This window comes from Bradyrhizobium glycinis (assembly GCF_016031655.1).
GTDB classification, from domain to species: Bacteria; Pseudomonadota; Alphaproteobacteria; order Rhizobiales; family Xanthobacteraceae; genus Bradyrhizobium; species Bradyrhizobium glycinis.
The window spans coordinates 60,670-86,564 of record NZ_JACCHQ010000009.1 but is presented as its reverse complement, the minus strand read 5'-3'; the positions used below and the strand labels follow the sequence as shown (position 1 = coordinate 86,564).

Genomic DNA, 25,895 nt, shown 5'->3' with positions numbered 1-25,895 from the left:
CCTCGCGCGACTCACCCAGACAGCGACATTGCCTTCCATGGTATTGTCCCGGCAGGGGGATTCGCGCCTGCCAACAGAGATGCGTGCTTATGAAAATCACCCGCCTGCGCCTTCACGGTTTCAAGTCCTTCGTTGAGCCCACGGACTTCGTCATCGAGCCCGGCTTGACCGGCGTGGTCGGCCCCAACGGCTGCGGCAAGTCGAATCTCGTCGAGGCGCTGCGCTGGGCGATGGGCGAGACCTCCTACAAGTCGCTGCGCGCCGCCGACATGGATGCGGTGATCTTCGCCGGCTCCGGCAACCGTCCGGCGCGCAACCATGCCGAAGTGACGATGACGATCGACAATGCCGATCGCACCGCGCCGGCGGCGATGAACGACAGCCAGATCCTCGAAATCTCCCGCCGCATCGAGCGCGAGGCCGGCTCGGTCTACCGCATCAACGGCCGCGACGTGCGCGCCCGCGACGTGCAGATCCTGTTCGCGGACGCCGCCACCGGCGCGCGCTCACCGGCCCTCGTCCACCAGGGCAAGATCGGCGAGATCATCCAGGCCAAGCCCGAGCAGCGCCGCCGCGTGCTGGAAGATGCCGCGGGCGTCGCCGGCCTGCATGCCCGCCGCCACGAGGCCGAGCTGCGGCTCAAGGCCGCCGAAACCAACCTCACCCGCGTCGAGGACGTGATCGGACAGCTGTCCGGCCAGATGGAAGGCCTGAAGAAGCAGGCCCGCCAGGCCGTGCGTTACCGCGAGGTCGCGGCCAAGGTCCGCAAGGCGGAAGCCACGCTGTTCCATCTGCGCTGGATCGGCGCCCATGCCGACGTCAACGAATCCGGCCAGACCCACGATCTCGCCGTGCGCGAGATGGCCGAGCGCACCCAGCACCAGGCCGAAGCCGCCCGCATCCAGGCGATCCGCGCCGCCGAGATGCCGGCGCTGCGCGATGCCGAAGCGCGCGCCGCGGCCGGCCTGCAGCGCCTGACCAATGCCCGCGAGCAGCTCGACCGTGAGGAAGAGCGCGCCAAGGAGCGCGTCGCCGAGCTCGAGCGCCGCCTCGCCCAGTTCGAGGGTGACATCTCGCGTGCCCAGCAGCAGACCATGGACGCCGACGTCGCGCTGCAGCGGCTCGATGCGGAAGATGCCGAGCTGAAGGAAGAGATCAAGTCGCGCGTCGAGAAGCGCTCGGGCGTCGACGAGCGCGTCGCCGAGGCCGAGGCGGTGCTGACCGAAACCGAGCAGCGCTTCGCCGAGCTCACCACCGCGCTCGCCGACCTCACCGCCAAGCGCAATCAGTTAGAGGCCAACGTCCGCACCCATCGCGACAAGCTCGCCCGGCTCGATCAGGAGATCGCCAACGTCGCCGCGGAAGAGCAGAAGCTTGCCGCCGAGACCGGCGGCTTCGGCGATCTCGACGAGCTGACCGCACTGGTCGAGACCGCGGAGCAGACGCTGGCGGCTTCCGAAGCTGCGGCGCAGGCCAGCGAAGCGGCGCATGTCGCGGCACGCCAGACGCTGGAATCCTCGCGCTCGCCGCTGGTCGAGGCCGACAAGCGCGTGCAGCGGCTCGAGACCGAGGCGCGCACGATCTCCAAGATCGTCAACGGCGAGACCAAGAATCTGTGGCCGCCGATCATCGACGGCATCACCGTCGACAAGGGTTTTGAAAAGGCGATCGGCGCGGCACTCGGCGACGATCTCGATGCGCCGATCGACCCGTCGGCGCCGATGCGCTGGACCAATGTCGGACACACCGAGGGCGATCCGGAGCTGCCCGAAGGCGCCGTGCCGCTCGCCAACCATGTGCAGGCCCCGGCCGAGCTGGCCCGCCGCCTCGCCCAGATCGGCGTCGTCCCGCGCGAGCGCGGTGCCGAGCTGGTGTCGCAGCTCAAGACCGGCCAGCGCCTGGTCTCGCCCGAGGGCGATGTCTGGCGCTGGGACGGCTTTGTCGCAGCGGCGCATGCGCCGACCGGCGCCGCACGGCGCCTGGCCGAGCGCGCCCGCCTCGTCGACATCGAGAACGAGCTGGAGCAGGCCCGCATCGATGCGCAGATCAAGCGGCAGGCGCTGGAGAACGCCGAGTCCGAGCTGCAGATGGCGGCGAGCACCGAAGCCGCGAGCCGCGAAGCCTGGCGTGCCGCGCAGCGCGAGCTGAACGTCGCCCGCGAGCGCCATGCCAATGCCGAGCGCGAGATCAGCCGCCATGCCACGCGCAAGGCGACGCTGTCGGAAGCGCACAGCCGGCTCGCCGCCGACCGCGCCGAAGCCGAAGCCGCTTACGAATACGCCCAGGCCGGCATCGGCGAGCTGCCTTCGAGCGAGGACACCGAAACCCAGCTCGCCGCCGTCCGCAGCGATATCGAAGGCCATCGCCGCATGGCCGCCCAGGTCCGCGCCGAGGCGCAGGCGCTGGCACGCGAAGCCGAGCTCGCCGACCGCCGCGTGCAGGCGATCCTCGCCGAGCGCACCGAGTGGCAGAACCGCAAGGAGAGCGCGGCCTCCCACATCGACACCATCCAAGCCCGTATCGCCGAGCTCACGATCGAGCGCAGCGAGCTCGAAAACGCCCCGGCCGTGTTCGCCGAGAAGCGCAGCGCGCTGATCACCGAGATCGAATACGCCGAGAACGACCGCCGCATGGCCGCCGACGCGCTCGCCACCGCGGAGACCGCGATGGCCGAGACCGACCGTGTCGCCAAGCTGACCCTCGAAGCCCTGTCGAGTGCCCGCGAGGCCACCGCGCGCGCCGAGGAGCGCATGGAAGGCGCCCGCCGCCGGCTCGAGGACATCGAGCGCGAGATCCGCGACATGCTCGAGGTCGAGCCGCAGGCCGTCGCCGGCCTTGCCGAGATCGAGCCCGGCGCGGAGCTTCCGCCGCTGCACGAGATCGAGGAAGATCTCGAAAAGATGCGCCGCGACCGCGAGCGCCTCGGCGCCGTCAATCTGCGCGCCGAGGAAGAGTTGCGCGAGGTCGAGACCCAGCACACCGGCCTCGTCACCGAGCGCGACGACCTGGTCGAAGCCATCAAGCGGCTGCGCCAGGGCATCCAGAGCCTCAACAAGGAAGCCCGCGAACGGCTGCTGACCTCGTTCGACGTCGTCAACAACCACTTCAAGCGCCTGTTCGTCGAGCTGTTCGGCGGCGGCGAGGCCGCGCTGCACCTGATCGAGAGCGACGACCCGCTGGAGGCTGGTCTCGAAATCATTGCCAAGCCGCCGGGCAAGAAGCCGCAGACGCTGTCGCTGCTCTCGGGCGGTGAACAGGCGCTGACCGCGATGGCGCTGATCTTCGCGGTGTTCCTCACGAACCCTTCGCCGATCTGCGTACTGGACGAAGTCGACGCGCCGCTCGACGACCACAACGTCGAACGGTACTGCAACCTCCTGCACGAGATGACGGGCTCGACCGACACGCGCTTCATCATCATCACGCACAACCCGATCACGATGGCGCGGATGAACCGCCTATTCGGCGTCACCATGGCCGAGCGTGGCGTCTCGCAGCTGGTATCGGTGAGCCTGCAAGAGGCGGTGGACATCCTCGACCAGAACGTGGCGTGAGATCGCTTGCGTGTCATTCCGGGGCTCGCGCAGCGAGAACCCGGAATCTCGCGCTACAATCTCGAACTTCCGGGTTCGCGCTACGCGCACCCCGGAATGACGGTGGGTACACATGATCTCCCCCACCCTTCCTGCCGAACTGAGAGCGGCTCTCGACGCCAGGCTCCAGGGTTTTTCTCGCACCGAGGCGGCCCAGCGCTCGCAGAAGATCTCGACCACGTATCGCGCCGGTGGCGGCTCCGGCACGATCAAGTCGGAGGCTGATGCGCTCGCTTATGCGCTAGCGCGCATGCCCGCGACCTACGCGGCGGTGGCGGCCAGCCTCAATGCGCTCACCGAGATCGCGCCTGATCTCGCGCCCGAAACATTGCTCGACGTCGGCGCTGGCCCGGGCACCGCCAGCTGGGCGGCCGCCGAAGCCTTTCCCTCGCTGCAGGATTTCACGCTGCTTGACGCCAACGCCACGCTGAGCCGGCTCGCGCTCGAACTGGCACGCGACAGCACCCGCCTCGCGGAGTGCCGCTATCTGCCCGGCGATGCCAGCGGCAATCTCGCCGAGGTCTCACAGGCCGATCTCGTCATCGCCAGCTACATCATCGGCGAGCTCAGTGAGGCCGATCAGCGCAAGCTGACCGAAGCGATGTGGGCCAAAGCGCGCCACGCACTGGTGGCGATCGAGCCCGGCACGTCCGCCGGCTATGCCCGCATCCTCGCCCTGCGCGAGCAGTTGATCGCAGCTGGCGGTTACGTCGCCGCGCCCTGCCCGCACGAAAGGACCTGCCCGCTCATCGCGCCCGACTGGTGCCATTTCTCCCAGCGCCTGCCCCGGTCGCAGGCGCACCGCCAGATCAAGGGCGCCGAGGTGCCGTTCGAGGACGAGCGCTTCATCTACGTGGCCCTGACCCGCACCCCGCCCGCGAGCCGCGCCGCGCGCGTGCTGGCGCCGCCGGACATCGGCAAGGCCGAGATCGCAGCCAAGCTCTGCACCGAGGCTGGGGTCGCGCCGGTAAAAGTCCCGCGCCGCGACAAGGCGGCCTATGCCAGCGCGCGGCGCTGGCGCTGGGGCGATGCCATCATGTCCGAAAGTTAATTTCGCTGGCCGTGCCTGCCTTGAACTCGGACGGTTCCTGATCCGACCAAGCCTTACCTTCCCTCCGCGCCGGGCTCTCATCCTGCGTCAATTTCGTCTACCCTAGCGCCCGCCTTCTTCCCTCTTCAGGAGTTCTCCATGTCGACCGGCTGGATCGTTCTCGGCGTCATCGTCGTCCTCGCGCTGTTCGCTTTCAGCGCCTACAACCGCCTGGTGGCCCTGAGCCAACGTGTCGGCCAGGCCTTTGCCGACATCGACGTGCAGCTCAAGCAACGCCACGACCTGATCCCGAACCTGGTCGAGACGGTGAAGGGCTACGCCTCGCACGAGCGCGGCACGCTCGACGACGTCATCAAGGCGCGCAATTCGGCGATGTCGGCGCAGGGCCCGGCGCAGGTGTCCGCGGCCGAGACCCAGCTCTCCGGCGCGCTGGGCCGGCTGATTGCGCTGTCGGAAGCCTATCCCGACCTCAAGGCCAACGCCAATTTCCAGCAGCTCGCCTCCGAGCTCTCGGACCTCGAAAACAAGATCGCGGCGAGCCGCCGCTTCTTCAACAACGCGGTGCAGGAATACAATACCGGGATCCAGCAGCTGCCTGCCGCCTTGTTCGCCGGCATGTTCGGCTTCACCAGAAAGGACTTCTTCGATCTCGGCGCCAGCCGGACCGACGTTGAGACCGTGCCGCAGGTGAAGTTCTGATTGTTGCGTGACCGGCTTCTCACCCTTGTCGTTCCGGGGCGCGTCGAAGACGCGAACCCGGAACCTCGACCGAGGCACTAAGCTCCAGATTCCGGGTTCACGCCGTTGGCGTGCCCCGGAATGACAAGGAGCAAACGGAAGCAGCCATGGCCGCGTATGGTCTCTACACGCATATCGCCTCGAACAAGCTTCGTTCGATGCTGCTGCTCGCCGGCCTGTTCGCGCTGGTCTATGTGCTGGTCTATGCCGGCGCACTGGTCGCCGAAGTCTTCATCGACGACAATGGCACGGTCGCCTACTATCTGAGCCGCGCCTTCGCTGACCTGCTCAAGGCCGCGCCCGTCGCAACCGTTGTGGCGGCGGTCTGGATCGCGATTGCCTATTTCTTTCACCAGTCGATGATCGATGCCGTGACCGGCGGCCACGACGTCACCCGGCAGGAGGAGCCGCGGCTCTACAATCTGCTCGAGAACCTCTGCATCTCGCGCGGCATCACCATGCCGAAGCTGAAGATCATGGAGAGCCCGGCGCTGAACGCGTTCGCGACTGGCCTCAATCCGCGGCAATATTCCATTACGGTCACCAGCGGCCTCCTCGATGCGCTCAACGACAAGGAGATCGAGGCGGTGCTGGGCCACGAGCTGACCCACATCAAAAATGGCGACGTGCAGCTTATGGTCGTCGCCGTCATCATCACCGGCGTGGTCGGCTTCTTCGGCGAATTGTTCTTCCGTCTGTTCACGAATCTGAACTGGAGCTCCGGCTCCGGCGGCTCGTGGTCATCAGGCTCGTCCTCGTCGTCGCGGTCGTCGTCTTCGAGCGACAGCAAGAGCTCCGGCGGCGGCGCGATCATCGTCATCATCATCGCAATCGTGCTGATCGTGCTGGCCTGGCTGCTGTCGCAGGTGGTGAAGCTCGCGCTGTCGCGGTCGCGCGAATATCTCGCCGATGCCGGCTCGGTCGAGCTGACGAAAGATCCCGACGCGATGATCTCGGCCCTGCGTAAGATCGAGGGCCGTGGCGAGCTGCCGGGCGCCACCTCGGCGGTGATGGAGCTCTGCGTCGACAATCCGCGCGAGGGCTTTGCCGACCTGTTCGCGACCCACCCTTCCGTGCAGTCCCGGGTCGACGCGCTGATCAAGTTCGCCGGCGGCCATGATCCGGGCCCGCTGCCGGACCCCGCCGAAGAGACGGCACAACTCGAGACCGAACAAGCCGGCGCGCAGGACGGGCCGCCGCCGCTCTCGCAGGGGCCGTGGGGCGATGCAGCCGCTCCCGCCAACCCGCCCGTTCCCGCGCCCAGTCCCTCAGGAGCCCCGGCAGCCAATCAGATGGGACCGTGGGGCCGTCACTAGTGGCGCGATTTGCTGCTTCATGTGGCGGGTTTCCCGGCAATCGGGAAAAACCTCGGGAATTGCCGTAAGTGGAGCGCAAGGAATTGAATTCTCCCTTGTTTCTGCCATGTTCGCGCCCAACAGCAGACTCGGGACGTCCTTTGGGACATCGATTTGGGGCCCGGCCGATTGCGACCTCGCGATCGGGGGCGCGCGTTAGGGGACAGCAATGGCAAAGCCGGCAGTGGTTGTGGTGGGCGCGGACAAGGGCGGGGTCGGCAAGACCACTGTATCGCGCACCCTGCTCGATTATTTCTCGGCCAACAACGTGCCGACGCGGGCGTTCGACACAGAGTCGCCGCGCGGAACCCTGAAACGCTTCCACCCCGACATCACCGAGATCGTCGACATGACGACGACGGCCGACCAGATGAAGATCTTCGACACGCTCAACGCTGTCAGCCCTTCGGTCACCGTGATCGACGTCCGCGCCGGCCTGCTCTCGCCGGCGCTGGCCTCGCTCCGCGACATCGGCTTCCTCGACGCCGCCAAGGCCGGCCAGATCACCTTCGCCGTGTTCCACATCCTCGGACCCTCAATCGCCTCGCTGGAGGAGATCGCGGAGACCGCGGGCTTCATGTCCGGCGCGAAATATTTCCTGGTGAAGAACTTCATCAATGATACCCAGTTCTTCCAGTGGGACCAGGCGACCTATAATTCCTACTTCCACCGCATCAAGGACGCGACCGAGCTGACCATCCCCAAGCTCAACGAAATGGCCTATGAGCAGGTCGAGGTGTCCTCGGTCCCGTTCCTGAAATTCGTCGCCAACAAGGGCATCAACGACGAGGGCGCGAACTATTCCTTCGTGCTGCGCGGCTATGTCCGGCACTGGCTCGCCAATGTCTGGAGCGAGTTCGACCGCATCCGCCTGACCGACATCGTTGGTTCGAAGCCGGTGACCCGCAACAGCGAAAAATAGTTGCGCGAGCCGGGCTGATACGGCTGGATTGGGCGGTGAGTTGGCCCAGATAATAGCTGTCGATGCCTGCAACGCCCGTCTACATCATCTGCTCGCCTCGCCCGCAGGTCGGCAAGACCTTGCTGGCGCGGCTGCTCACGGAATTCCTGCTGCTCAAGAACGGCAACGTCGCGGCCTTCGACGTCAACCTGAAGGAGCCGTCGCTGCTCGATTACCTGCCAAAGGTGACCGAGACCGCCGACGTGATCGACACCTACGGCAAGATGCAGCTCATGGACCGCGTCATCGTCGATGACGGCCTTGCCAAGGTGATCGACCTCGGCTTCCACGCCTTCGACGAGTTCTTCAAGATGACCGACGAGATCGGCCTGTTGAAGGAGGCGGCGCGCCGGCACGTGGCGCCCATGATCCTGTTCGTCGCCGACACCGACCGCGTCTCGGCGCGCGCCCACGAGATGCTGCGCGGGCAGATCCCGCGGATGAACCTGGTCACGGTGGACAACGAATATGTCGTCCGCGGCGAGCTGCCGCCCGCGATGGGAGGCGGCCGGCTGTTCCGCCTTCCGGCGCTGCCGGGTTTCCTGAAGACCTATATCGACCGGCTGAATTTCTCCTTCACCGGCTATCTGCGCCAGGAAAAGGACTCCTCGACCGAACTGCACCAGTGGACCCGGCGCAACTACATCGCGTTCCGGGAGCTGGAGCTGAGCCTGATATTGCAGCGGTCGTAGGCGAAACGACCAGGACGCTCAATGCCCTTCGAACGACATCAGCGTGCGCACCGGCACGTCCATGGCGCGCAGCTTGGCGGCGCCGCCGAGCTCGGGCAGGTCGATGATGAAGCAGGCGGCAACCACGTTGGCGCCGATCTGGCGCAAGAGCTTTACCGCGCCTTCCGCGGTGCCGCCGGTGGCGATGAGGTCATCGACCAGGATCACGCGCTCGCCGGGCTGAATCGCGTCGACATGCATTTCCATCTCGTCGATGCCGTATTCGAGCGAATAGGCGATGCGCACCGTGGCGTGCGGCAGCTTGCCCTTCTTGCGGATCGGCACGAAGCCCGCCGAGAGCTGGTGCGCCACGGCGCCGCCGATGATGAAGCCGCGCGCCTCCATGCCGGCGACCTTGTCGATCTTGTTGCCGGCCCAGGGATTGACGAGCTCGTCCACCGCGCGCCGGAACGCGCGCGCATCCGCGAGCAGGGTGGTGATGTCGCGGAACATGATCCCGGGCTTGGGATAGTCCGGGATGGTGCGAACGCTCGCCTTGATGTCGTGGTCAAAGGTCATGGTTATCTCGCTCTGGCTTTTCCACCGTCATTGCGAGCGAAGCGAAGCAATCCAGATCTTCTCCGCAGCAACAATCTGGATTGCTTCGTCGCCAGCGCAAAAATTGCTTCGCAATTTTTCGCGGGCTCCTCGCAATGACGGTCCATGGTCAATTCGCTCCAGCATCCAGCCGGAACGCATTTTCGACAATACGTAACCCTACCTCGCCGCCGAGCGACATCAGCGATTCCGGATGGAATTGTACGCCGGCGACCGGCAGGGTCTTGTGCTCCAGCGCCATGGCGACGCCGTCCTCGGTGCTGGCGGTGACGCTGAGCACCTCCGGCATGCTGTCGCGCTCGACGAAAAGCGAGTGATAGCGGCCGATGACGATCTCGTTCGGCAGGTTGCGCATCAGGCGGCCGCCGCGCACCTGCACCCGCGAGGGCCGGCCGTGGGCGGGATGCGTGAGCTGGCCGAGCTCGCCGCCGAAATATTCGCCGATCGCCTGCACGCCGAGACAGACGCCGAACACCGGCAGCTTCTTCTCCAGTGCCGCATCGATGGTCTTCTTGATCCCGAAATCCTCGGGACGCCCCGGGCCGGGCGACAGCACCAGCAAGTCCCACCTCTTCTGCTTGAGCATGTCGAGCGCATGCACATAGCGGACCACGGTGACGCTGGCGCCGACCTGGCGGAAATAATCGGCGAGCATGTGCACGAAGCTGTCGTCGTGATCGATCAACAGCACCTGCTTGCCCGAGCCGGTGGCATCGGGCGCGAAGGTCGACAGCGGCTTCGGAGGGTCGCCGCGCAGCGCCTGGAATAGCGCGGCGGCCTTGACCTGGCACTCGCGGTCTTCTGCGGCCGGATCGGAGTCGAACAGGCAGGTGGCGCCGACGCGCACCTCGGCGAGGCCATCCTTCATGCGGATGGTGCGGATGGTGAGGCCCGTGTTGATGCTGCCGTCGAAATTCACCGCGCCGATCGCACCGGCATACCAGCGCCGCGGCGAGCGCTCGTGGTCCTCCACGAACTGCATCGCCCACAGCTTTGGCGCACCCGTGACGGTGACCGCCCAGGCATGGGTGAGGAAAGCATCGAGCGCGTCGAAGCCGGGGCGCAGCATGCCCTCGACGTGATCGACGGTGTGGAACAGCTTCGAGTACGTCTCGATCTGGCGACGCGCCAGCACCTTGATGGTGCCGGGCACGCAGACGCGCGCCTTGTCATTGCGGTCGACGTCCGTGCACATGTTGAGCTCGAACTCATCTTTCTCCGAGTTCAGGAGCTGGCGGATCTGCTCGGCATCGCCGATCGCATCGATGCCGCGCGCAATCGTGCCCGAGATCGGACAGGTCTCGACGCGGCGGCCGTCCGAGCGCACGAACATTTCGGGCGAAGCCGAAACCAGGAATTCGCCCTCGCCGAGATTCATCAGCGCGCCGTAAGGAGACGGGTTGATGACGCAGAGGCGCTGGAACACTTCGGCCGGCGAGCGGTCGCAGGGGTCGGCAAACAGCTGGCCGGGCACGGCCTCGAACAGATCGCCGCGGGCGAAGGCGGCGCGCGCGGTCTCGACCGTGGCCTGATATTCGCCGGGTGCGTGATCGGCAAAGCCCTGGCGCGGCGTCTTCAGATAGGGGCTATCGGCGGTCTCGCGCGGCAGGCCTTCGGTCGACTTCCCCTTCCAGGCGAAATCATAAGAGAGCACCACGCCGCGGCCGGTGGCGCGGTCGTAGGCCAGCAGGCGATCGGGCACGTAGAGCACGATGTCGCGCTGGTCGGCCTCGCGCGGCCGCTTCTGCACGAGGTCCTCGATCTGGAAGACCAGGTCGTAGGCAAAGGCACCGTACAGGCCGAGCAGGCCGTCATCGTTGGCGGAGAAGGCGGCGACGAGATCGCGCACCAGCGACATCACGCTGGCGCGCCGAGTGCGCTGGTCCTCCTCGACCGGCGCATCGCCGCGGATGATGTGGCCGGCAAGGCGCGTCGCCGTCTTTTCAGAGATCACCACGCAAGGTTCGCGCAGGACGTCGCCGAGGAAGGCGATCAGCACCTCTCCGCGTGCGTTCAGCGCCTCCAGCTTGAAATTGACGCCAACGGTCTCGAGCTTGAGTGGCGGATCGGAGAAGCCGAGGTCGAAGCTCTCGTAGCGGCCGGGCACGGTCGTCCCTGAGGACAGCACCACGCCGCGGCGGCGGTCGAGCAGGCTGACGAGATCGTCGAGCCGGTTGGCGCCGCCGGTGAATTGCTCGGCCACGCGCGTGATCGCCAGACCCGCGCGGGTCACGTAGTCGCTTCGAGCCGGGAGGGCAAAAACTGTCCTGTTCATGTGATCCTCTTGGGGTCCTCTTACGAGACTTGCCGAGGGAACGCCACACAGGACAAACGATCAGGCCGCCGCGCTGTGCTGGCGACCTCGAGCGATCTTGGGAAAAGAAAGCGCACCGGCCACCTCGTCAGGAGGTGCGCCACCAAAGACGGGCTGGGCGGACGGCGGTGCTCATGGGCGGATACTCACCATGGCGCAGGGGCGGCGTCAAGGGTGGGTCCGGTGCCGTAGTTCGGATGGAGCGCAGCGCAGTCCGGGGTTCGTCCACAATGGGAAAGTCCCCGGATTACGCTTCGCTCCATCCGGGCTGCGGGCTAGAGGCCGCACCGCTTCCAAAGCGCGGCCATCTCTGCATCGGTCGCGTACTCGCCTCGATCCGCCTCGCGGAGGCCCCTGAGAATGGCTGCTCGGTGATCCTCCGGGACCTTGAAGACCTCACGCTGCGACTGCGCATCGGCTTCAGATTTGTCCTTCACGCCCCTACCCCAGATGCTTCCTGAAGAACTCCGTTGCCCGGCCCCAGGCGAGCTCGGCGGCTTCGCGGTCGTGCACGGCCTGGCGCTGCTCGTTGACGAAGGCGTGCTCGGCGTCATAGCGGAACAGCTCCAGCGACTTGCCGGCGGCCTTCATGGCCTTCTCGAAGCCGCCCACCAGCTCCGGTGTGCACCAATCGTCCTTGTTGGCGAAATGAGCCTGGAGCGGGATCTTGACGTCGGCGGGCTTGGCTGCCTGCTCGGGCGGGATGCCGTAGAACACGACGCCGGCCGCGAGCTCCGGGATCTTGGTCGCCCCGATGATGGTCACGGCGCCGCCGAGGCAGAATCCTGTCAGCCCGACTTTCGCGCCGTTGCGTGACAGATATTGCGCGGCGCCGCGCACGGTCTGCGTGGTGGCGTCCATGAAGTCGAGCGAGTTCATCTCCTTGTTGGCGCTGTCCGTGTCGTGATACGGCACCACCTTGCCCTTGTAGAGATCGGGCGCCAGCGCGTCGAAGCCGGCCAGCGCGAAACGGTCGCATAGGCCCTTGATCTGGTCCGACAGGCCCCACCATTCCTGGATCACGACGACGCCTGGCGCATTGCCGCGCGCGGCATTGGCGAGATAACCCGAGGCGTCCTTGCCGTCCGGGCGCTTGAAGGTGATGCTGGTTCCCATGGTGGTCCTCCGGTGAGTTTCTGGGGGATCGGTTGAGGGTATTTTGGCCGGTGCATGCGGATGACGCAATCCACACTCCCGTCATTCCGGGGCGATGCGTCAGCATCGAGCCCGGAATCCATTCATCCACCAACTCTGTCGCGCGATGGATTCCGGGCTCGCGCTATCGCGCGCCCCGGAATGACAAAAAAAGCCCCCTCGCGGGGGCTTTTTCATTTGTCGTCTCGCGCCGCTCAGTGCGAGTCGGCCCAGACCCTCTTCTTGGTGAAGTACATCAGGCCCGCGAAGACGATCAGGAACACGAAGACCTGGAAGCCGAGGCGCTTGCGCGCTTCCATGTGCGGCTCGGCGGTCCACATCAGGAAGGTGGTGACATCCTTGGCGTATTGCGCGACCGTGGTCGGCGAGCCGTCGTCGAACGTCACCTGGCCGTCGCTGAGCGGCTTCGGCATCTTAATGGCGTGACCGGGGAAGTACTTGTTGTAGTACGAGCCCTCCGGGATGGTGACGCCCTCCGGCACCTTCTCCTCATAGCCCTGGAGCACCGCGGCGACATAGTCAGGCCCCTGCTCCTGGTACTGGGTGAAGGCGTCGAAGATGAACCAGGGGAATCCGCGCTTGTAGGAGCGCGCCTTGGTAATCAGGGACAGGTCCGGCGGCGCCGCACCGCCGTTCGCGGCACGCGCGGCCTGCTCGTTCGGGAACGGCGAGGGAAAATAATCCGCCGGCCGGCCCGGCCGCTCGAACATGTCCCCCGCATCGTTCGGACCGTCCTTGACCTTGTACTCGGAAGCAAACGCAGCGGCTTGCGCCACCGAATAGCCGGGCCCGCCGGGCTCGGCGAGGTTGCGGAAGGCGACGTAGGAGAGGCCGTGGCAACTGGCGCAGACCTCCTTGTAGACCTTGAGGCCACGCTGCAGCGCGCCGCGATCGAACTTACCGAAAGGGCCCGAGAACGACCATTTGTTGCCCGGCGGCGTATCGCTGCCTTCGGACGCCTTCGCGCTGTCGACCGAGCCCGCGAACAGCGAGCCGGCGAGCGCCAGCACGATCGCGGTCGAGACCATCGGCGTCGACCGGCTGCCGGTCTTGGCCAGCACCGCATCCGAGATCGAGTTCGGCACCGGCCGCGGCTTCTCGATGCGCGAGAGCAGCGGCAGCACGATTAGGAAGTAGGCGAAGTAGCAGACCGTCAGGACGCGGCCGGCGACCACGTAGATGCCCTCCGGCGGCTGCGCACCGAGATAGCCGAGCAGGATGCAGACCACGACGAAGATCCAGAAGAACTGCTTGGCGAGCGGACGGTACTTCGACGACTTCGTCTTGGCGGCATCGAGCCAGGGCAGGAAGCACAGGATGATGATCGCCCCGAACATCGCGATGACGCCCGCGAGCTTGTTCGGGATCGAGCGCAGGATCGCGTAGAACGGCAGGTAGTACCATTCCGGCACGATGTGCGGCGGCGTCACGCCCGGATTCGCCGGAATGTAGTTGTCGGCGTCGCCGAGATAGTTCGGCATGTAGAAGATGAACCAGGCGTACAGCAGCATGAAGCAGGTGACGCCGAACATGTCCTTGATGGTGGCATGCGGCGTGAACGGCACCGTGTCCTTTTCCGTCTTCGGCTCGACGCCGTCGGGATTGTTCTGGCCGGCGACGTGCAGCGCCCAGACGTGCAGCACGACGACGCCCGCGATCACGAACGGCAAGAGATAGTGCAGCGAGAAGAAGCGGTTCAGCGTCGGGTTGCCGACCGCATAGCCTCCCCACAGCAGCGTCACGATGCTCTCGCCGATATAGGGAACGGCCGAGAACAAATTGGTGATGACGGTGGCGCCCCAGAAGCTCATCTGGCCCCAGGGCAGCACGTAGCCCATGAAGCCGGTCGCCATCATCAGGAGGTAGATGATGACGCCGAGGATCCACAGCACCTCGCGCGGCTCCTTGTATGACCCGTAGTACAGGCCGCGGAACATGTGGACGTAGACGGCGACGAAGAACATCGAGGCGCCGACCGCGTGCATGTTGCGCAGCAGCCAGCCGTAGTTCACGTCACGGACGATCAGCTCGACCGACTTGAAGGCAAGATCGGCATTCGGCGTGTAGTGCATCGCCAGGATCACGCCGGTCAGAATCTGCATCCCCAGCATGAAGGAGAGAATGGCGCCGAAGGTCCACCAATAGTTCAGGTTGCGCGGGGTGGGATAGGCGACGAAGGAGGAATGGATGAGACCAAAGATCGGCAGACGCCGCTCGATCCATTGCAGGGCCGGATTGCTCGGCTGGTAGTCGGATGGTCCGCTCATGATGCGATCCTGAGGAAATAGTACGACGAGACGGCGCGAAGCTTCGGACTTTTAGTCCGAAGCTCAGCCGATCTGGATTTTGGTGTCGGAAACGAACTGGTACGGCGGCACTGCCAGGTTCGAGGGCGCAGGGCCCTGGCGAATGCGGCCGGACGTGTCGTACACCGAACCATGGCAGGGACAGAAGAACCCGTCGTAGCTGCCTTCATGAGCGATCGGGATGCATCCGAGATGGGTGCAGATGCCGATCACGACCAGCCACTGCTCGTGGCCGGACTTGACGCGGGCCTCGTCGGATTGCGGATCCGGCAGGCTCGCCACGTTGACGGCGCGCGCCTCGTCGATCTGCTTCTTGGTGCGGTGACTGATGTAGATCGGCTTGCCGCGCCAGAACACCTTGATGTCCTGGCCCGCGGCGATCGGGCTGAGATCGACCTCGATCGGCGCACCAGCGGCGATGGTCGAGGCATCCGGATTCATTTGGGAGATGAAGGGCCAGAGCGCAGCCGCGCCCCCTACTGCTGCAGCTGCCCCCGTTGCAACGAATAAGAAATCACGGCGTGTCGGATGGTCCGCCGAAGACGCTGTCGTCACGATTCCAACCCTTTCTTCTTGCGCTACCGGTGGAACCGCTCCGAGGGGCGCCCAAGAGGTCCCCGGAAAGGCTGCCGGCGCCCGCGGCCCCCCGCGGCGGCAGAACTTGGCTTGTTCACCTCTAAACGGGTGAAACAGCAGTCCAGAATCGTTCTATTGGCACCCTTGCCGGGCGAGCGCAAGCCCGCTAACGGCGTGGGAGCGTGCCATGCACGAATTCCCGGGCGGGCGATGTTTTATTGAGACATTTTGCGCCCGCAAGCCAACTCGCCGCCGCCCATGCAGATCGCGCTTTTCCAGCCCGACATCCCCCAGAACACCGGCACGATTCTTCGCCTCTGCGCCTGCCTGGGTATGGATGCCCATATCATCGAACCGGCGGGCTTCCCCGTCTCCGACCGCCTGTTCCGTCGGGCGGGAATGGATTACCTCGACCATGTCAGGCTGACCCGCCACGTCTCCTGGGCGGCGTTCGAGGACTGGCGCTCAGGCCAGGGCCACCGGCTGTTGCTGTTCACCACCAAGGCCGCCACCGACTACCGCGATTTTCATTACCACAGCTCGGACATCCTGCTATTCGGGCGTGAGAGCGCTGGCGTCACCGATGCGGTGGTCGAGGCCGCCGATGCGCGCCTGGTGATCCCCATCAAGGCAGGGCTGCGGTCGCTCAATGTGGCCATGAGCGTGGCCATGGCCGCCGGCGAGGCGCTGCGGCAGATCCGGAACCCGCAAGGTGTGACAGATTGAGGAGAGAGGCTTGAGTTACGCGGTCAAGGAAATCTTCCTGACCCTGCAAGGCGAAGGCGCCCATGCTGGGCGCGCCTCGGTGTTCTGCCGCTTTGCCGGCTGCAACCTCTGGAGCGGCCGGGAGGCCGACCGCGCGGATGCGACCTGCAAGTTCTGCGACACCGATTTCGTCGGCACCGACGGCACGCTCGGCGGGCGCTACAGCTCGGCCGCGGAACTCGCCGATACCATCGCCGCGCAATGGACCGCGGCTGCCGCCAATCGCTACGTGGTGCTGACCGGGGGCGAGCCGCTGCTCCAGGTCGACGCCGCGCTGATCGAGGCGCTGCACGAAAGAGGCTTCGAAATCGGCGTCGAGACCAACGGCACGATCGCAGCTCCCGAGGGACTCGACTGGATCTGCGTCAGCCCCAAGGGCGGCAGCGAGCTGGTCCTGCGGCGCGGCCACGAGCTGAAGCTGGTCTATCCCCAGGCGTTGGCGATGCCCGAAGCATTCGAGGATCTCGCCTTCGAGCGCTTCTCGCTGCAGCCGATGGACGGGCCCGAAATCATCGAGAACACCGCGCGCGCGATCGACTATTGCCTGCGCCATCCGCAATGGCGGCTCAGCGTGCAGACCCACAAATCGCTCGGCATCAGATAGGACGCGACCCGCGAATGCAGATGGACGTCACGACGATCGAAGCCCGCAAGGCCCGCGCCCGCGCCTGGTTCGAGCGCTTGCGCGACGACATCTGCGCGAGCTTCGAGCGGCTCGAGGACGACGCGCCGCAACGCCTCTATCCGGGCGATGCCGGCCGCTTCACGCGCACGCCGTGGCAGCGCACCGACCATTCCGGCGCGGCCGGCGGCGGCGGCGTGATGTCGATGATGCATGGCCGGCTGTTCGAGAAGGTCGGCGTGCACTGCTCGACGGTGCACGGCGAGTTCGCACCCGAATTTCGGGCCCAGATCCCCGGCGCTGCGGAGGATCCAAAATTCTGGGCTTCCGGCATCTCGTTGATCGCACACATGCGCAATCCGAACGTGCCCGCCGTGCACATGAACACGCGCTTCGTCGTCACCACGAAGGCCTGGTTCGGCGGCGGCGCCGACCTGACGCCGGTGCTGGAGCGAAGGCGGACGCAGGACGATCCCGACAGCATCGCCTTCCACGCCGCGATGAAACAGGCCTGCGCGCAGCCGAGCGGCGTTGCCGATTACGACAAGTACAAGAAATGGTGCGACGAGTATTTCTACCTGCCGCATCGGAAGGAGGCGCGCGGCATCGGCGGCATCTTCTACGACTGGCACGACAGCGGCGACTGGGACGCCGACCTCGCCTTCACCCAGGACGTCGGCCGCGCCTTCCTGAAGGTCTATCCCGAGATCGTACGGCGCAACTTCGCGAGCGCCTGGACGGCTGCGGACCGCGAGGAGCAATTGATCCGCCGGGGCCGCTACGTCGAATTCAACCTGCTCTACGACCGCGGCACCATCTTCGGACTGAAGACCGGCGGCAACGTGGACTCGATCCTGTCGTCGCTGCCGCCGGAGGTGAAGTGGCCATGAATGCCGTGCTGCCGCCGCTGCCGCGCGCCATGCTGATCGACATGGACGACACCATCCTGTCGGCCTATGGCCGGCCCGAGATCGCCTGGAACACGATCACGGCCGAATTCGCCGAAGAGCTCGCCCCGCTGCCGCCGCCGATGGTCGCAACCGCGGTGCTGGCCTTCGCGCGAAACTTCTGGGCCAATGCGGAAGCAGCGTGGCGGATGAAGCTCGGCGAGGCGCGGCACCTGACGGTGAAGGGCGGCTTCGCCGCGCTCGCGGCCGCAGGCCACCGCGCCCTGCCCGACGACCTCGCCATTCGCATCGCCGACCGCTTCACCGCCTACCGCGAGGAGGAGATGTTCGTCTTTCCGGGCGCGCACGAGGCGATCGACCAGTTCAAGGCGCTCGGCATCAAGCTCGCGCTGGTCACCAACGGCGCCGCCGACATGCAGCGCGCCAAGGTCGAACGCTTCGAGCTGGCGCATCGCTTCGATCACATCCAGATCGAGGGCGAGCACGGCTTCGGCAAGCCCGAGGAGCGCGCCTATCTGCACGCGATGCAGGCGCTCGGCGTCACGCCTGCGGACACCTGGATGATCGGCGACAATCTGGAATGGGAAGTCGTGACGCCGCAGCGCCTCGGCATCTATGCGATCTGGATGGACGTGCATGGCGAGGGCCTGCCCGAAGGCTCGACGGTCAAGCCCGACCGCATCATCCGCTCGCTCGGCGAGCTGCTGCCTGACCGGGCGTGATCGAGCCCCCAAAACAAAAACTGCGAAAACAACCCCATGCACAGTAGCCGGCGGCTGCAAAATCAAGGGCTTACGGATTTTACGAAACGGATTTGCTCCGTCGGGCAAAACAGGGGCATAATGTCATCGTCGCGATCTCCGCGGTGGTGCGCACAGAGGCGGCCTTCCCGGCCGGCGACGGAGGAGCCGCTCCGCCTCTCGATGGGCACGGAAGACGATCCCCTTCCGTCGCCGCCCGGCGCGCCTTTCACGTCCCCATTATTGCGCAGCATATCTCGCGGTCAGCGAATGACCGTGCAAGCTGCCGGAGAACACCACGATCGCCTTCGGCGACAGCTCGGCCTGCAGCTTTCCCGTCATCATGTTGGGAGTGGCCGGCGCAAGCGGAACGGTGACCGTCTTGCCGCCATCCTGAATCGTTGCGCGTCCCCGCATATCCTTGGTCGACAGCGGCGATCCATCGTCGTCCCCAACGTAAAAGACGATGTCCGTCCCCTTGCTGACAAATTCGATCGGATGCCCTTGCGATTTGACGACGGGGCCGCCGTTGCTGCCTTTCGTCTGCGCCGCGGCAACATCCAGCGTCGCGATCGTCACAGCCGTCATGGCGAGGCCGATATAGGTTCTCATTGTAGGCTCCTCGGTGGTTATCCGCGCGTCAATAGGCTTCCGCGGGGGTGAACGTTGCCGCGTGTCCGGCCACCAGCCGCTGCAGCGGCTGCTTGCCGAACATCAGAAACAGAATCGGGGTCACGATTGTGTCGAGGACCGTGGCGCTGAGCAGGCCGCCGAAGATCGTCACGGCTACCGGGTGCAGGATTTCCCGGCCCGGCTCGTCCGCGCCGATCAAGAGCGGCGTGAGCGCTAGTCCTGCGCAAAGCGCCGTCATCAGCACCGGACTGAGGCGCTCCATGGTGCCGCGAACGACCAGCCCGGCCCCGAAACGCTCGCCTTCGTAGATGGCAAGATTGATGTAGTGCGAGATCTTCAAGATCCCGTTGCGCGCCGAGATGCCGGCCAGCGTAATGAAGCCGATCATCGAGGCCACCGACAAGGGCTGCCCGGAGATTTTCAGCGCGGCGACGCTTCCGATCAGGGCGAGCGGAATACCTCCCATGATGATCAATGCCAGTGCGATCGACCTGTAGCGGCTGTAGAGCACGACGAAGATCATCGCCATCGAGGCCAGCGACAGAATGCCGATGCGCCAGGACGCCTCCTGCTGGGCCTGGAACGCGCCTTCGAGGCTGGTGGTGTAGCCTTGCGGAAAATCGAGCTCGCGAACCGACCTCTGGATGTCGGCAGCGATATCGGCGATGTCGCGGCGTCCGTCCCCGTTGCCGTAGACGACGATCCTGCGCTGAGTTCCCTCCCGCTGAATCTGGTTGGGCCCGTCCGTCTCGACGATGTCGGCCAAAGCGCTCAGCGGGATGAACTCCGATCCGGTCGGGATGAGCAGGTTGTGCAGTCCCGTCGTCGAACGGTCTTGCTCCGACAGGCGCATCACGACGTCGAAACGGCGATTGCCGTCGACGATCTGGGAGACCTTCCGGCCATTGGACAGCGCGTCGAGTGCCTGGGTGACCGCAGCCGGCGTCAGGCCGTGAAGCGCGGCGCGGGCGTGATCGATTTGAACCCGCACTTGCGGAATCAGCACCTGCTTCTCGACCTGGAGATCGACGAGACCCGGGATCGTCGATAGACGCTGGCGCACCGTTTCGGACAGCCGCCGCAGCATCTCGATGTCCTGGCCGAAGATCTTGAGCACGATCTGGGCACGAATACCGGACTGGAGATGATCGAGGCGGTGGCTGATCGGCTGTCCGATGGCCACCGACGCCGGCAGCGCGGACAGGGCTTCCCGGATGCTCGCATAGATGTCCGCCTTCTGGCGCTTGGATGGGGTGAGATCGACATCGATCTCGCTGTAGTGCACGCCTTCGGCGTGCTCATCGAGCTCGGCACGGCCGGTGCGGCGTCCGACCGATTTCACCTCGGGCACCTTTGCGAGCAACTGCTCCGCCAGCAATCCAAGACGGTTGGATTCAGCGAGCGAAATGCCTGGATTGTACTGCAGCGACAGGACCAGCGTCCCCTCGTTGAAGGGAGGAAGAAAGCTGCGGGGCATCTGGCTCGCGGCATAGCCCGCGACCGCGACCGCGGCGGCGACGAAGACCAGCACCAGGCCCTGCCGCTCGAAGGCCCAGCCGAGCACCCGCCGATTGGCCTGCTTCAGCTTCGTGACGACAAAGCTCTCGCGGTCGCCTGAATGAGCTCGTCCCGAAAGCAGATAGGAAGACAACACCGGCGTCACAGTGATCGAGGTCAGCAGCGAAGCGAGGATCGAGACCACATAGGCGACGCCAAGCGGCGTGAACAGCCGCCCTTCGATTCCCGGAAGGGCGAACAGCGGCACGAAGACGAGAACGATGATCATCGTTGCATAGACGATACTGGAACGAACCTCCTGGCTCGCGCCGGAGATCACGTCGAGGACAGGACGCGGCGTGCTCGACGCTGCGTTCTCCCGCAGGCGCCGCAGGATGTTTTCGACGTCCACCACGGCATCGTCGACCAGCTCGCCGATCGCAATGGCGAGGCCGCCCAGTGTCATTGTGTTGATCGTGAGGCCGAAGGCGCGAAACACCAGGACGGTCACCAGGATCGATATTGGAATGGCCGTCAGCGACACGAACGCGGCGCGACCGTTCATCAGGAAGACGAACAGGACGATTGCGACGACGATTGCGGCCTCGACCAGGACGTGCTCGACATTGCCGATCGAGGTCTCGATGAAGGTGGCCTGCCGGAACTGCACGTTGGTGACGCTGATGCCCCCGCGCATGGTGCGCTGCAGGTCCCGCAGCGTGGACTCGACATCGCGCGTCAGTGCCACAGTATCCGCAGCCGGCTGCTTCATGACGCTGACGATGACGGCAGGCCTGCCGTTGTAGCCGGCATCACCGCGCTTGGTCCGCGCGGCAAAATCCACCGAGGCAACCTGCTTCAGCAGGATCGGCTGCTCTCCGCGGTTGAGGACGACGGTGTTGCGGAGATCCTCGATACGCCTGGTGAGGCCGACATTGCGGATCAGATATTCGCGGCCATGCTGGTCGACGAAGCCGCCGCCGCTGTTGGTGCCGAATCTGGCGACCGCCTGCTCGATCTGATCGTGGGTGACGCCGAGCGCCTGCATGGTGGCCACGTTCGGCGTCACGCGGTATTGGCGGACCTCGCCACCGATGGGGATCACCTGGGCGACGCCGGGAATGGCGAGGAGTTGCGGCCGGACGACGAAGTCGGCGATCTCGCGCACGTCCATGGGTGAAGCCGTGCCATCGCTCGTCAGCGCGATCAGCATGATCTCGCCCATGATCGAGGTCACCGGGCCCATCTGGGGATTGGCCGCAGACGGCAATTGGTCGCGGATCAGCGCCATCCGCTCCGAGACGAATTGCCGGGCGCGGTAGACGTCGACGCCCCAATCGAACTCGACATAGACGACCGACAGACCAACGCCCGAGACCGAGCGTACCCGGATGACGCCGGGCATGCCGTTCATCGACGTCTCGATCGGGAACGTCACCAGCTGCTCGACTTCCTGGGGCGCCAATCCCTCTGCCTCGGTCAAGATATTGACGGTCGGGCGGTTGATGTCCGGCAAGACATCGACCGAAACGCTCGGCAGGACGAACAGGCCGTAACCGACCAGGACGGCGGCGACCGCCAGCACGAACAGGCGATTGCGCAAGCTTGCCTGGACGATGAGCTTGAACATGGTCGGCTACCGGATCTGGTTGATGAGGTCGGTGCCGCGAACGACGATATGTTCGCCTTCGTTGACACCGGCGGCCACAATCACGCGGGCTGCGTCCACCGGCACCACGCGAACCGGCCGAGGCTCGAAGCGCTCGGGCTCGGTGTGCAGCCAGACGATATTCTCGCCATTGCCGCTTCGAACGACGGCATTGCGCGGCACGACCAGGCCGGACACGGGCGCTCCGGTCTGGACCATCACATTCAACGGCTGACCGATGTTGAGACCTGCTGGTGGCTCCGGAATGGCGAACTGAACCACGGACGCATGCTGGCGCAGCGCCCGGCTCGTTCCGACGAAGCTCAGCGCAATCTGCTGCCCGTTCGGGGCCATTGCCGTTGCGGCTTCAGGCTGCTTCAAGCCTATTTCGTCATAGGCGAGTGCCTCGACCCAAAGACTGCGAGGGTCCGCGATCTGAAACAGGACGTCTTGCGGCTGTATGACCTGGCCCGGCGCGACCTTGGCCGAGGTGATGATGCCGTCGGTCGATGCCCGCAGCTCCTCGAAGCCGGTGCGGGAATTGCGAACGGTTTCGCGGCGCGCCCGCAGGCCTTCCAATTCGCTTTCGAGGTCGTTGACCTGCCCTTGCGGCACCGCGCCGCGTTCGGCCAGCGGCCGGAGACGCCGCAGCTTGTTTTCCGTGATCGTCATCAGCTGTTCGATCTCGCCGACCTTCTCGAGGATCGTCGTGCGATCGGCGATTGGCAGATGCGGCTCGATCCGGATGAGCAGATCGCCCTTGCGGACGGCTTGTCCGATGCGGGGGATGCCGTCATCGGTGGGAACCACGCGGCCGCCGTAGATGCTCTGCACGATGCTGCTGCGGTTGGGGTCGGCCATGACGCGGCCGATCAGGGTGACGGCGGGATGAATCGACTGCGGCTCGGCTGCAGCGGTTCGTACCTCGAGCAGACGCTGCGTCGGCTTGGCCGCGAAGACCGTGCCGTCTTGCAGGCGTCGCGGGGCATCGCTCAGCGCGGGAACATCCGGCGGATTTGGTTGCGTTGCATTCGTCCTGCCCTCGCCGAACATGATGGCGGCGAGAACGACGAATGCCGCCGCCATCACGACGGACATGAAGGCCGCCATGAAGCGGCCACGCCGCTTCCAATGGGCGAAGAGAAGGCCGAAGCCCAAGGCGGCGAGCACGGACGCGGCGATGGCCGCTCGCTTCGAGAGAAGCCAGCCGGGCTCGTGCTTCTGCTCCGCGGGCCGGGCCTCCGCACGCGGTATGAACGAATCGACCAGCAGATCATTTCCCCTGGCAGCGCTGATCGAGAAGATGACCTCAACCGATCCGGACGGTGTGCCGTTCGGCATGGGGGCGGTGTAGACGCCGTCCTCCCGGCTTGATGCCTCGATCGGGGCAGACTCGCCGATCGTGACCAGCAAGGCGGCGTCCAAAACCGGCTCGTTCGTCACTGCATCATCAATGAAGACAGACAGCCTGCCGTCTTTCAGGATGCCGACGACTTCGTAGAGCTCGGAGCGCGCGGCAATCCTCGGATAGGCCGAGGACACGACCGCCGTCTTCTCGGCGTCGCCGTGATCGTGCCCCTCATGGGCAAAGGCCCCCGAGACACCAAGGAACAGGCCCGCCAACCAGACAGCGCCGGCCAGCCCAAGAGCTGCGAGCCGCCCCTTCGGGCAGCGCTGATTCATCAACATCGAAAGATCCTTCAGACATGCGAAAGGGCGGCGGCCGAAGCGCCGCCGGGACTACGCGATGCTGAAGGTACTTGGTGGCCGGACGAGTCCCTCGGGCCGCACCCCGACAATGGCCCGCGCAAGCGGCAGGTCCATGGCGCCGAGCACTTCGAAGACGCTGAGCAGGTGAACGACCTGCGCTGAGGCAATCGAGGTGCCAAACATGTCCCAGGCCACGCCGGGAGCGCCGTCGTCGTCGTGATCCGGCCCGTCATGGACGTGGCCTTCCGCGTCGTCGCCGGCGTGGGAATGCACGTGCCCTGCCAACTGATCGTGGAAATGCAGGGAACCGCTGAGCGTGACGGATGGCGTCGGCATGGCACCAACAGCCGCCTTCAACTGCGAGACCGAAATCAGGGCCGCCTGAAGCACAAACGCGGATATCGCCACGAACATGGCCGTTCTGGCGAGTTGACGAACATGGTGGAGGGCACCGTGCAGCACGCCGAAAAACTAGATGATGCCGACCGTGAATTCAAGGCGACGTTCCGCGCAGGCGCATCGCGTGGGAGGTGGTCCAGACACCCTCGCCGCTCGCTCGCCAAGCTGCCGCCGCCTGAGATCCGGCAGCCCACCTGCCTCACTTGAAGTGAAATGCTTCACAAGCCGCAATCCGGGATTGCGGTAGCCTCGCGCCATGGGGCGTGGTGAGTTGGAGGCGACAATGGAGCAGGACCTTCCAAAGCAGGCAGCGCGCACGCGATCCCCGGTGAAGACGGCGGGCATCTGGCAGAGAATTCAATCCTGGGACAGCCGCCTCTCGGTCACCAAGGGACTGACGGCCGTGACCCTGCTGACCGGCTTCCTCGGCGGATATTTCCAGTACTTGAATTCCTATGAGCAGAAGGTCGGCGAGCAGGCCAAGGCGGACATGCAGAAGGCGACCGAGACCTTCATCGAGATCTCGGATGCCTTCGCCGACGTGCAGATCCAGCAGGAGATCATGCTGCGCGAGCAGTTCGGCTCGCTGAAGGCGCAGGCAAGCCCTGCTTTCGTTCCGGTGGACTCCAAGACGCTCGACTCGCTCTCGGACTATTGGAAGGCGCGCACGTCGCTGCGGCGGAACGGCGCCATCTTCGCGCGCAAGGCGGAGATCTACATCGACTGGCCCAGCGACCTCGGGCGCGATCCGGCCGCGGAGCACACGCTCGACCAGGATCCCCTGACGGCAACGCAGCTCACCAAGTATAATTTCGATTGCGATTCCGAAGCCAACCTTCCGCAGTTCAAGGGTGCGATCTACAATGGCGCCGATCCGGGACGCCCCAGCGACGAATTGTGCAACGACCCGACGGCCAACGGGCTCAAATCCTACGTCAACCTCTGTGCCAGGCGGGCGGATGGCGAGATCGATGCGTTGCAGAAAGTCCTGGTCATCAACTGGTGGAGCGCCAAGCACCACGTCCTGGTGATGCACCATTGCTTCGAGGTGCTCCGCGGCCAGCCGAATGCGTTGCAGGCGCCGGCCTCCGGCAACGATGGCGCCAATGATCGCAAGCTCGAGAAGCCGCGCGACACTAACGAGCACCGGCTGCAGCTTCAGGCCCGCCGGCTGGACGCGTTCATGACACTGACCATGGCGCAGCTGGATCGCATCAGGGTGCGATACCGTCCCACCGGCTTCTTCTGCCATGTTCCGTTCGCGCGCGATGTCATCGGCTATTTCAGCAACCAATGCCTGCCGAACCAGCCGGTCACGAGCGAGCGCAGCTGAGCCGTACCGCGGAGACACCTTTCGGCACCGGCAGCCGGCGTGATCGGCCTGTCATGACGGGCTGTTAGCGTCGGCCTCGTCGATCAACTCGAAAGGACAATCCATGGATCTGAAGGCCGGCGATGTCGTCATGCTGAAATCCGGCGGTCAGCCGCTGACCGTCGCGGAGGTGAAGGACAACGAGGCGCTGTGCCTGTGGATGGGCATGGAAGGCGACCTGTTCCGCGAGACGCTGCCGCTCGCCGTGCTCGTGCAGGTGGAAGAGGACGACGAAGACGAAGATGATGACGAGGAGTAGGCAC

At 65.4% G+C, this 25,895-nt stretch carries 21 protein-coding genes; 12 read left to right on the top strand and 9 right to left on the bottom strand.

What is annotated here, in order from left to right:
• The first annotated feature begins 89 nt into the window (after nucleotides 1-89).
• The 6 genes from smc (at nucleotide 90) to HZZ16_RS15720 (ending at nucleotide 8,390) form a co-directional block, all read left to right on the top strand.
• A complete protein-coding gene (gene smc, locus HZZ16_RS15745; RefSeq protein ID WP_197949355.1) occupies nucleotides 90-3,554 on the top strand; it encodes a chromosome segregation protein SMC in 3,465 nt (1,154 codons plus the stop codon).
• 112 nt (nucleotides 3,555-3,666) lie between these two features.
• The gene (locus HZZ16_RS15740; protein ID WP_197949354.1) at nucleotides 3,667-4,644 is read left to right on the top strand and encodes a small ribosomal subunit Rsm22 family protein; all 978 of its coding nucleotides are present in this window, start codon (nucleotides 3,667-3,669) and stop codon (nucleotides 4,642-4,644) included.
• A gap of 138 nt (nucleotides 4,645-4,782) precedes the next feature.
• Nucleotides 4,783-5,343 carry a LemA family protein gene (locus tag HZZ16_RS15735; protein WP_197949353.1) on the top strand — a complete coding sequence of 187 codons (561 nt, stop codon included), beginning with the start codon at nucleotides 4,783-4,785 and terminating at the stop codon, nucleotides 5,341-5,343.
• A gap of 146 nt (nucleotides 5,344-5,489) precedes the next feature.
• Complete coding sequence (locus HZZ16_RS15730; RefSeq protein ID WP_197949352.1) at nucleotides 5,490-6,698, top strand: M48 family metallopeptidase; 1,209 nt, start codon at nucleotides 5,490-5,492, stop codon at nucleotides 6,696-6,698.
• A gap of 208 nt (nucleotides 6,699-6,906) precedes the next feature.
• Nucleotides 6,907-7,659, top strand: coding sequence for a P-loop NTPase family protein (locus HZZ16_RS15725; protein WP_197949351.1), 753 nt, complete (start codon nucleotides 6,907-6,909; stop codon nucleotides 7,657-7,659).
• A gap of 62 nt (nucleotides 7,660-7,721) precedes the next feature.
• Nucleotides 7,722-8,390 (top strand): hypothetical protein, encoded by a 669-nt coding sequence (locus HZZ16_RS15720; protein ID WP_197949350.1) that lies wholly within the window; start codon nucleotides 7,722-7,724, stop codon nucleotides 8,388-8,390.
• Between the two features lie 18 nt (nucleotides 8,391-8,408).
• Here the strand turns inward: HZZ16_RS15720 and HZZ16_RS15715 are convergent, their stop codons facing one another.
• From HZZ16_RS15715 to petA, 5 genes are all read right to left on the bottom strand, one after another.
• Complete coding sequence (locus tag HZZ16_RS15715) at nucleotides 8,409-8,948, bottom strand: adenine phosphoribosyltransferase (protein ID WP_197949349.1); 540 nt, start codon at nucleotides 8,946-8,948, stop codon at nucleotides 8,409-8,411.
• Nucleotides 8,949-9,096: 148 nt separating this feature from the next.
• The gene (locus HZZ16_RS15710) at nucleotides 9,097-11,262 is read right to left on the bottom strand and encodes an anthranilate synthase component I (RefSeq protein ID WP_197949348.1); all 2,166 of its coding nucleotides are present in this window, start codon (nucleotides 11,260-11,262) and stop codon (nucleotides 9,097-9,099) included.
• Between the two features lie 480 nt (nucleotides 11,263-11,742).
• A complete protein-coding gene (locus HZZ16_RS15705) occupies nucleotides 11,743-12,417 on the bottom strand; it encodes a dienelactone hydrolase family protein (protein ID WP_197949347.1) in 675 nt (224 codons plus the stop codon).
• 233 nt (nucleotides 12,418-12,650) lie between these two features.
• Nucleotides 12,651-14,723 (bottom strand): cytochrome b/c1, encoded by a 2,073-nt coding sequence (gene fbcH, locus HZZ16_RS15700; protein ID WP_197949346.1) that lies wholly within the window; start codon nucleotides 14,721-14,723, stop codon nucleotides 12,651-12,653.
• Nucleotides 14,724-14,786: 63 nt separating this feature from the next.
• A complete protein-coding gene (gene petA, locus HZZ16_RS15695; RefSeq protein WP_197949345.1) occupies nucleotides 14,787-15,317 on the bottom strand; it encodes a ubiquinol-cytochrome c reductase iron-sulfur subunit in 531 nt (176 codons plus the stop codon).
• 279 nt (nucleotides 15,318-15,596) lie between these two features.
• Between petA and HZZ16_RS15690 the strand changes: the two genes are divergently transcribed.
• Genes HZZ16_RS15690 through HZZ16_RS15675 form a run of 4 tightly spaced genes read left to right on the top strand, consistent with a single transcriptional unit; the run spans nucleotide 15,597 to nucleotide 18,355 of the window.
• Nucleotides 15,597-16,064 (top strand): tRNA (cytidine(34)-2'-O)-methyltransferase, encoded by a 468-nt coding sequence (locus tag HZZ16_RS15690; RefSeq protein ID WP_197949344.1) that lies wholly within the window; start codon nucleotides 15,597-15,599, stop codon nucleotides 16,062-16,064.
• 10 nt (nucleotides 16,065-16,074) lie between these two features.
• Nucleotides 16,075-16,707 (top strand): 7-carboxy-7-deazaguanine synthase, encoded by a 633-nt coding sequence (queE, locus tag HZZ16_RS15685; protein WP_197949343.1) that lies wholly within the window; start codon nucleotides 16,075-16,077, stop codon nucleotides 16,705-16,707.
• Between the two features lie 20 nt (nucleotides 16,708-16,727).
• A complete protein-coding gene (gene hemF, locus HZZ16_RS15680) occupies nucleotides 16,728-17,615 on the top strand; it encodes an oxygen-dependent coproporphyrinogen oxidase (protein ID WP_197949484.1) in 888 nt (295 codons plus the stop codon).
• Nucleotides 17,612-18,355: an HAD family hydrolase gene (locus HZZ16_RS15675; RefSeq protein WP_197949482.1), complete on the top strand. Its 744-nt coding sequence runs from the start codon at nucleotides 17,612-17,614 to the stop codon at nucleotides 18,353-18,355. Before hemF ends, HZZ16_RS15675 begins: the two co-directional genes overlap by 4 nt.
• Before the next feature lie 258 nt (nucleotides 18,356-18,613).
• On the opposite strand, the gene HZZ16_RS15670 is transcribed toward HZZ16_RS15675, so the two are convergent.
• Genes HZZ16_RS15670 through HZZ16_RS15655 form a run of 4 tightly spaced genes read right to left on the bottom strand, consistent with a single transcriptional unit; the run spans nucleotide 18,614 to nucleotide 24,275 of the window.
• A complete protein-coding gene (locus tag HZZ16_RS15670; RefSeq protein ID WP_246510153.1) occupies nucleotides 18,614-18,985 on the bottom strand; it encodes a hypothetical protein in 372 nt (123 codons plus the stop codon).
• A gap of 28 nt (nucleotides 18,986-19,013) precedes the next feature.
• Nucleotides 19,014-22,133: an efflux RND transporter permease subunit gene (locus HZZ16_RS15665; protein WP_197949342.1), complete on the bottom strand. Its 3,120-nt coding sequence runs from the start codon at nucleotides 22,131-22,133 to the stop codon at nucleotides 19,014-19,016.
• 6 nt (nucleotides 22,134-22,139) lie between these two features.
• Entirely contained in the window at nucleotides 22,140-23,840 is a 1,701-nt protein-coding gene (locus HZZ16_RS15660) for an efflux RND transporter periplasmic adaptor subunit (RefSeq protein ID WP_246510152.1), read from the bottom strand.
• A 51-nt stretch (nucleotides 23,841-23,891) separates the two neighbouring features.
• Nucleotides 23,892-24,275 carry a hypothetical protein gene (locus tag HZZ16_RS15655; RefSeq protein ID WP_197949341.1) on the bottom strand — a complete coding sequence of 128 codons (384 nt, stop codon included), beginning with the start codon at nucleotides 24,273-24,275 and terminating at the stop codon, nucleotides 23,892-23,894.
• A gap of 268 nt (nucleotides 24,276-24,543) precedes the next feature.
• Between HZZ16_RS15655 and HZZ16_RS15650 the strand changes: the two genes are divergently transcribed.
• Nucleotides 24,544-25,593: a hypothetical protein gene (locus HZZ16_RS15650; protein ID WP_197949340.1), complete on the top strand. Its 1,050-nt coding sequence runs from the start codon at nucleotides 24,544-24,546 to the stop codon at nucleotides 25,591-25,593.
• A 103-nt stretch (nucleotides 25,594-25,696) separates the two neighbouring features.
• Nucleotides 25,697-25,891: a YodC family protein gene (locus HZZ16_RS15645; RefSeq protein ID WP_197949339.1), complete on the top strand. Its 195-nt coding sequence runs from the start codon at nucleotides 25,697-25,699 to the stop codon at nucleotides 25,889-25,891.
• The last annotated feature ends 4 nt before the right edge of the window (nucleotides 25,892-25,895 follow it).

Excerpts from the sequence above, each read along its gene's own strand:
- smc (WP_197949355.1), top strand. The coding sequence starts at position 90 with ATGAAAATCACCCGCCTGCGCCTTCACGGTTTCAAGTCCTTCGTTGAG.
- HZZ16_RS15740 (WP_197949354.1), top strand. The coding sequence starts at position 3,667 with ATGATCTCCCCCACCCTTCCTGCCGAACTGAGAGCGGCTCTCGACGCC.
- HZZ16_RS15735 (WP_197949353.1), top strand. The coding sequence starts at position 4,783 with ATGTCGACCGGCTGGATCGTTCTCGGCGTCATCGTCGTCCTCGCGCTG.
- HZZ16_RS15730 (WP_197949352.1), top strand. The coding sequence starts at position 5,490 with ATGGCCGCGTATGGTCTCTACACGCATATCGCCTCGAACAAGCTTCGT.
- HZZ16_RS15725 (WP_197949351.1), top strand. The coding sequence starts at position 6,907 with ATGGCAAAGCCGGCAGTGGTTGTGGTGGGCGCGGACAAGGGCGGGGTC.
- HZZ16_RS15720 (WP_197949350.1), top strand. The coding sequence starts at position 7,722 with ATGCCTGCAACGCCCGTCTACATCATCTGCTCGCCTCGCCCGCAGGTC.
- HZZ16_RS15715 (WP_197949349.1), bottom strand. The coding sequence starts at position 8,948 with ATGACCTTTGACCACGACATCAAGGCGAGCGTTCGCACCATCCCGGAC.
- HZZ16_RS15710 (WP_197949348.1), bottom strand. The coding sequence starts at position 11,262 with ATGAACAGGACAGTTTTTGCCCTCCCGGCTCGAAGCGACTACGTGACC.
- HZZ16_RS15705 (WP_197949347.1), bottom strand. The coding sequence starts at position 12,417 with ATGGGAACCAGCATCACCTTCAAGCGCCCGGACGGCAAGGACGCCTCG.
- fbcH (WP_197949346.1), bottom strand. The coding sequence starts at position 14,723 with ATGAGCGGACCATCCGACTACCAGCCGAGCAATCCGGCCCTGCAATGG.
- HZZ16_RS15690 (WP_197949344.1), top strand. The coding sequence starts at position 15,597 with ATGCAGATCGCGCTTTTCCAGCCCGACATCCCCCAGAACACCGGCACG.
- hemF (WP_197949484.1), top strand. The coding sequence starts at position 16,728 with ATGGACGTCACGACGATCGAAGCCCGCAAGGCCCGCGCCCGCGCCTGG.
- HZZ16_RS15675 (WP_197949482.1), top strand. The coding sequence starts at position 17,612 with ATGAATGCCGTGCTGCCGCCGCTGCCGCGCGCCATGCTGATCGACATG.
- HZZ16_RS15670 (WP_246510153.1), bottom strand. The coding sequence starts at position 18,985 with ATGAGAACCTATATCGGCCTCGCCATGACGGCTGTGACGATCGCGACG.
- HZZ16_RS15665 (WP_197949342.1), bottom strand. The coding sequence starts at position 22,133 with ATGTTCAAGCTCATCGTCCAGGCAAGCTTGCGCAATCGCCTGTTCGTG.
- HZZ16_RS15660 (WP_246510152.1), bottom strand. The coding sequence starts at position 23,840 with ATGTTGATGAATCAGCGCTGCCCGAAGGGGCGGCTCGCAGCTCTTGGG.
- HZZ16_RS15655 (WP_197949341.1), bottom strand. The coding sequence starts at position 24,275 with ATGTTCGTGGCGATATCCGCGTTTGTGCTTCAGGCGGCCCTGATTTCG.
- HZZ16_RS15650 (WP_197949340.1), top strand. The coding sequence starts at position 24,544 with ATGGAGCAGGACCTTCCAAAGCAGGCAGCGCGCACGCGATCCCCGGTG.
- HZZ16_RS15645 (WP_197949339.1), top strand. The coding sequence starts at position 25,697 with ATGGATCTGAAGGCCGGCGATGTCGTCATGCTGAAATCCGGCGGTCAG.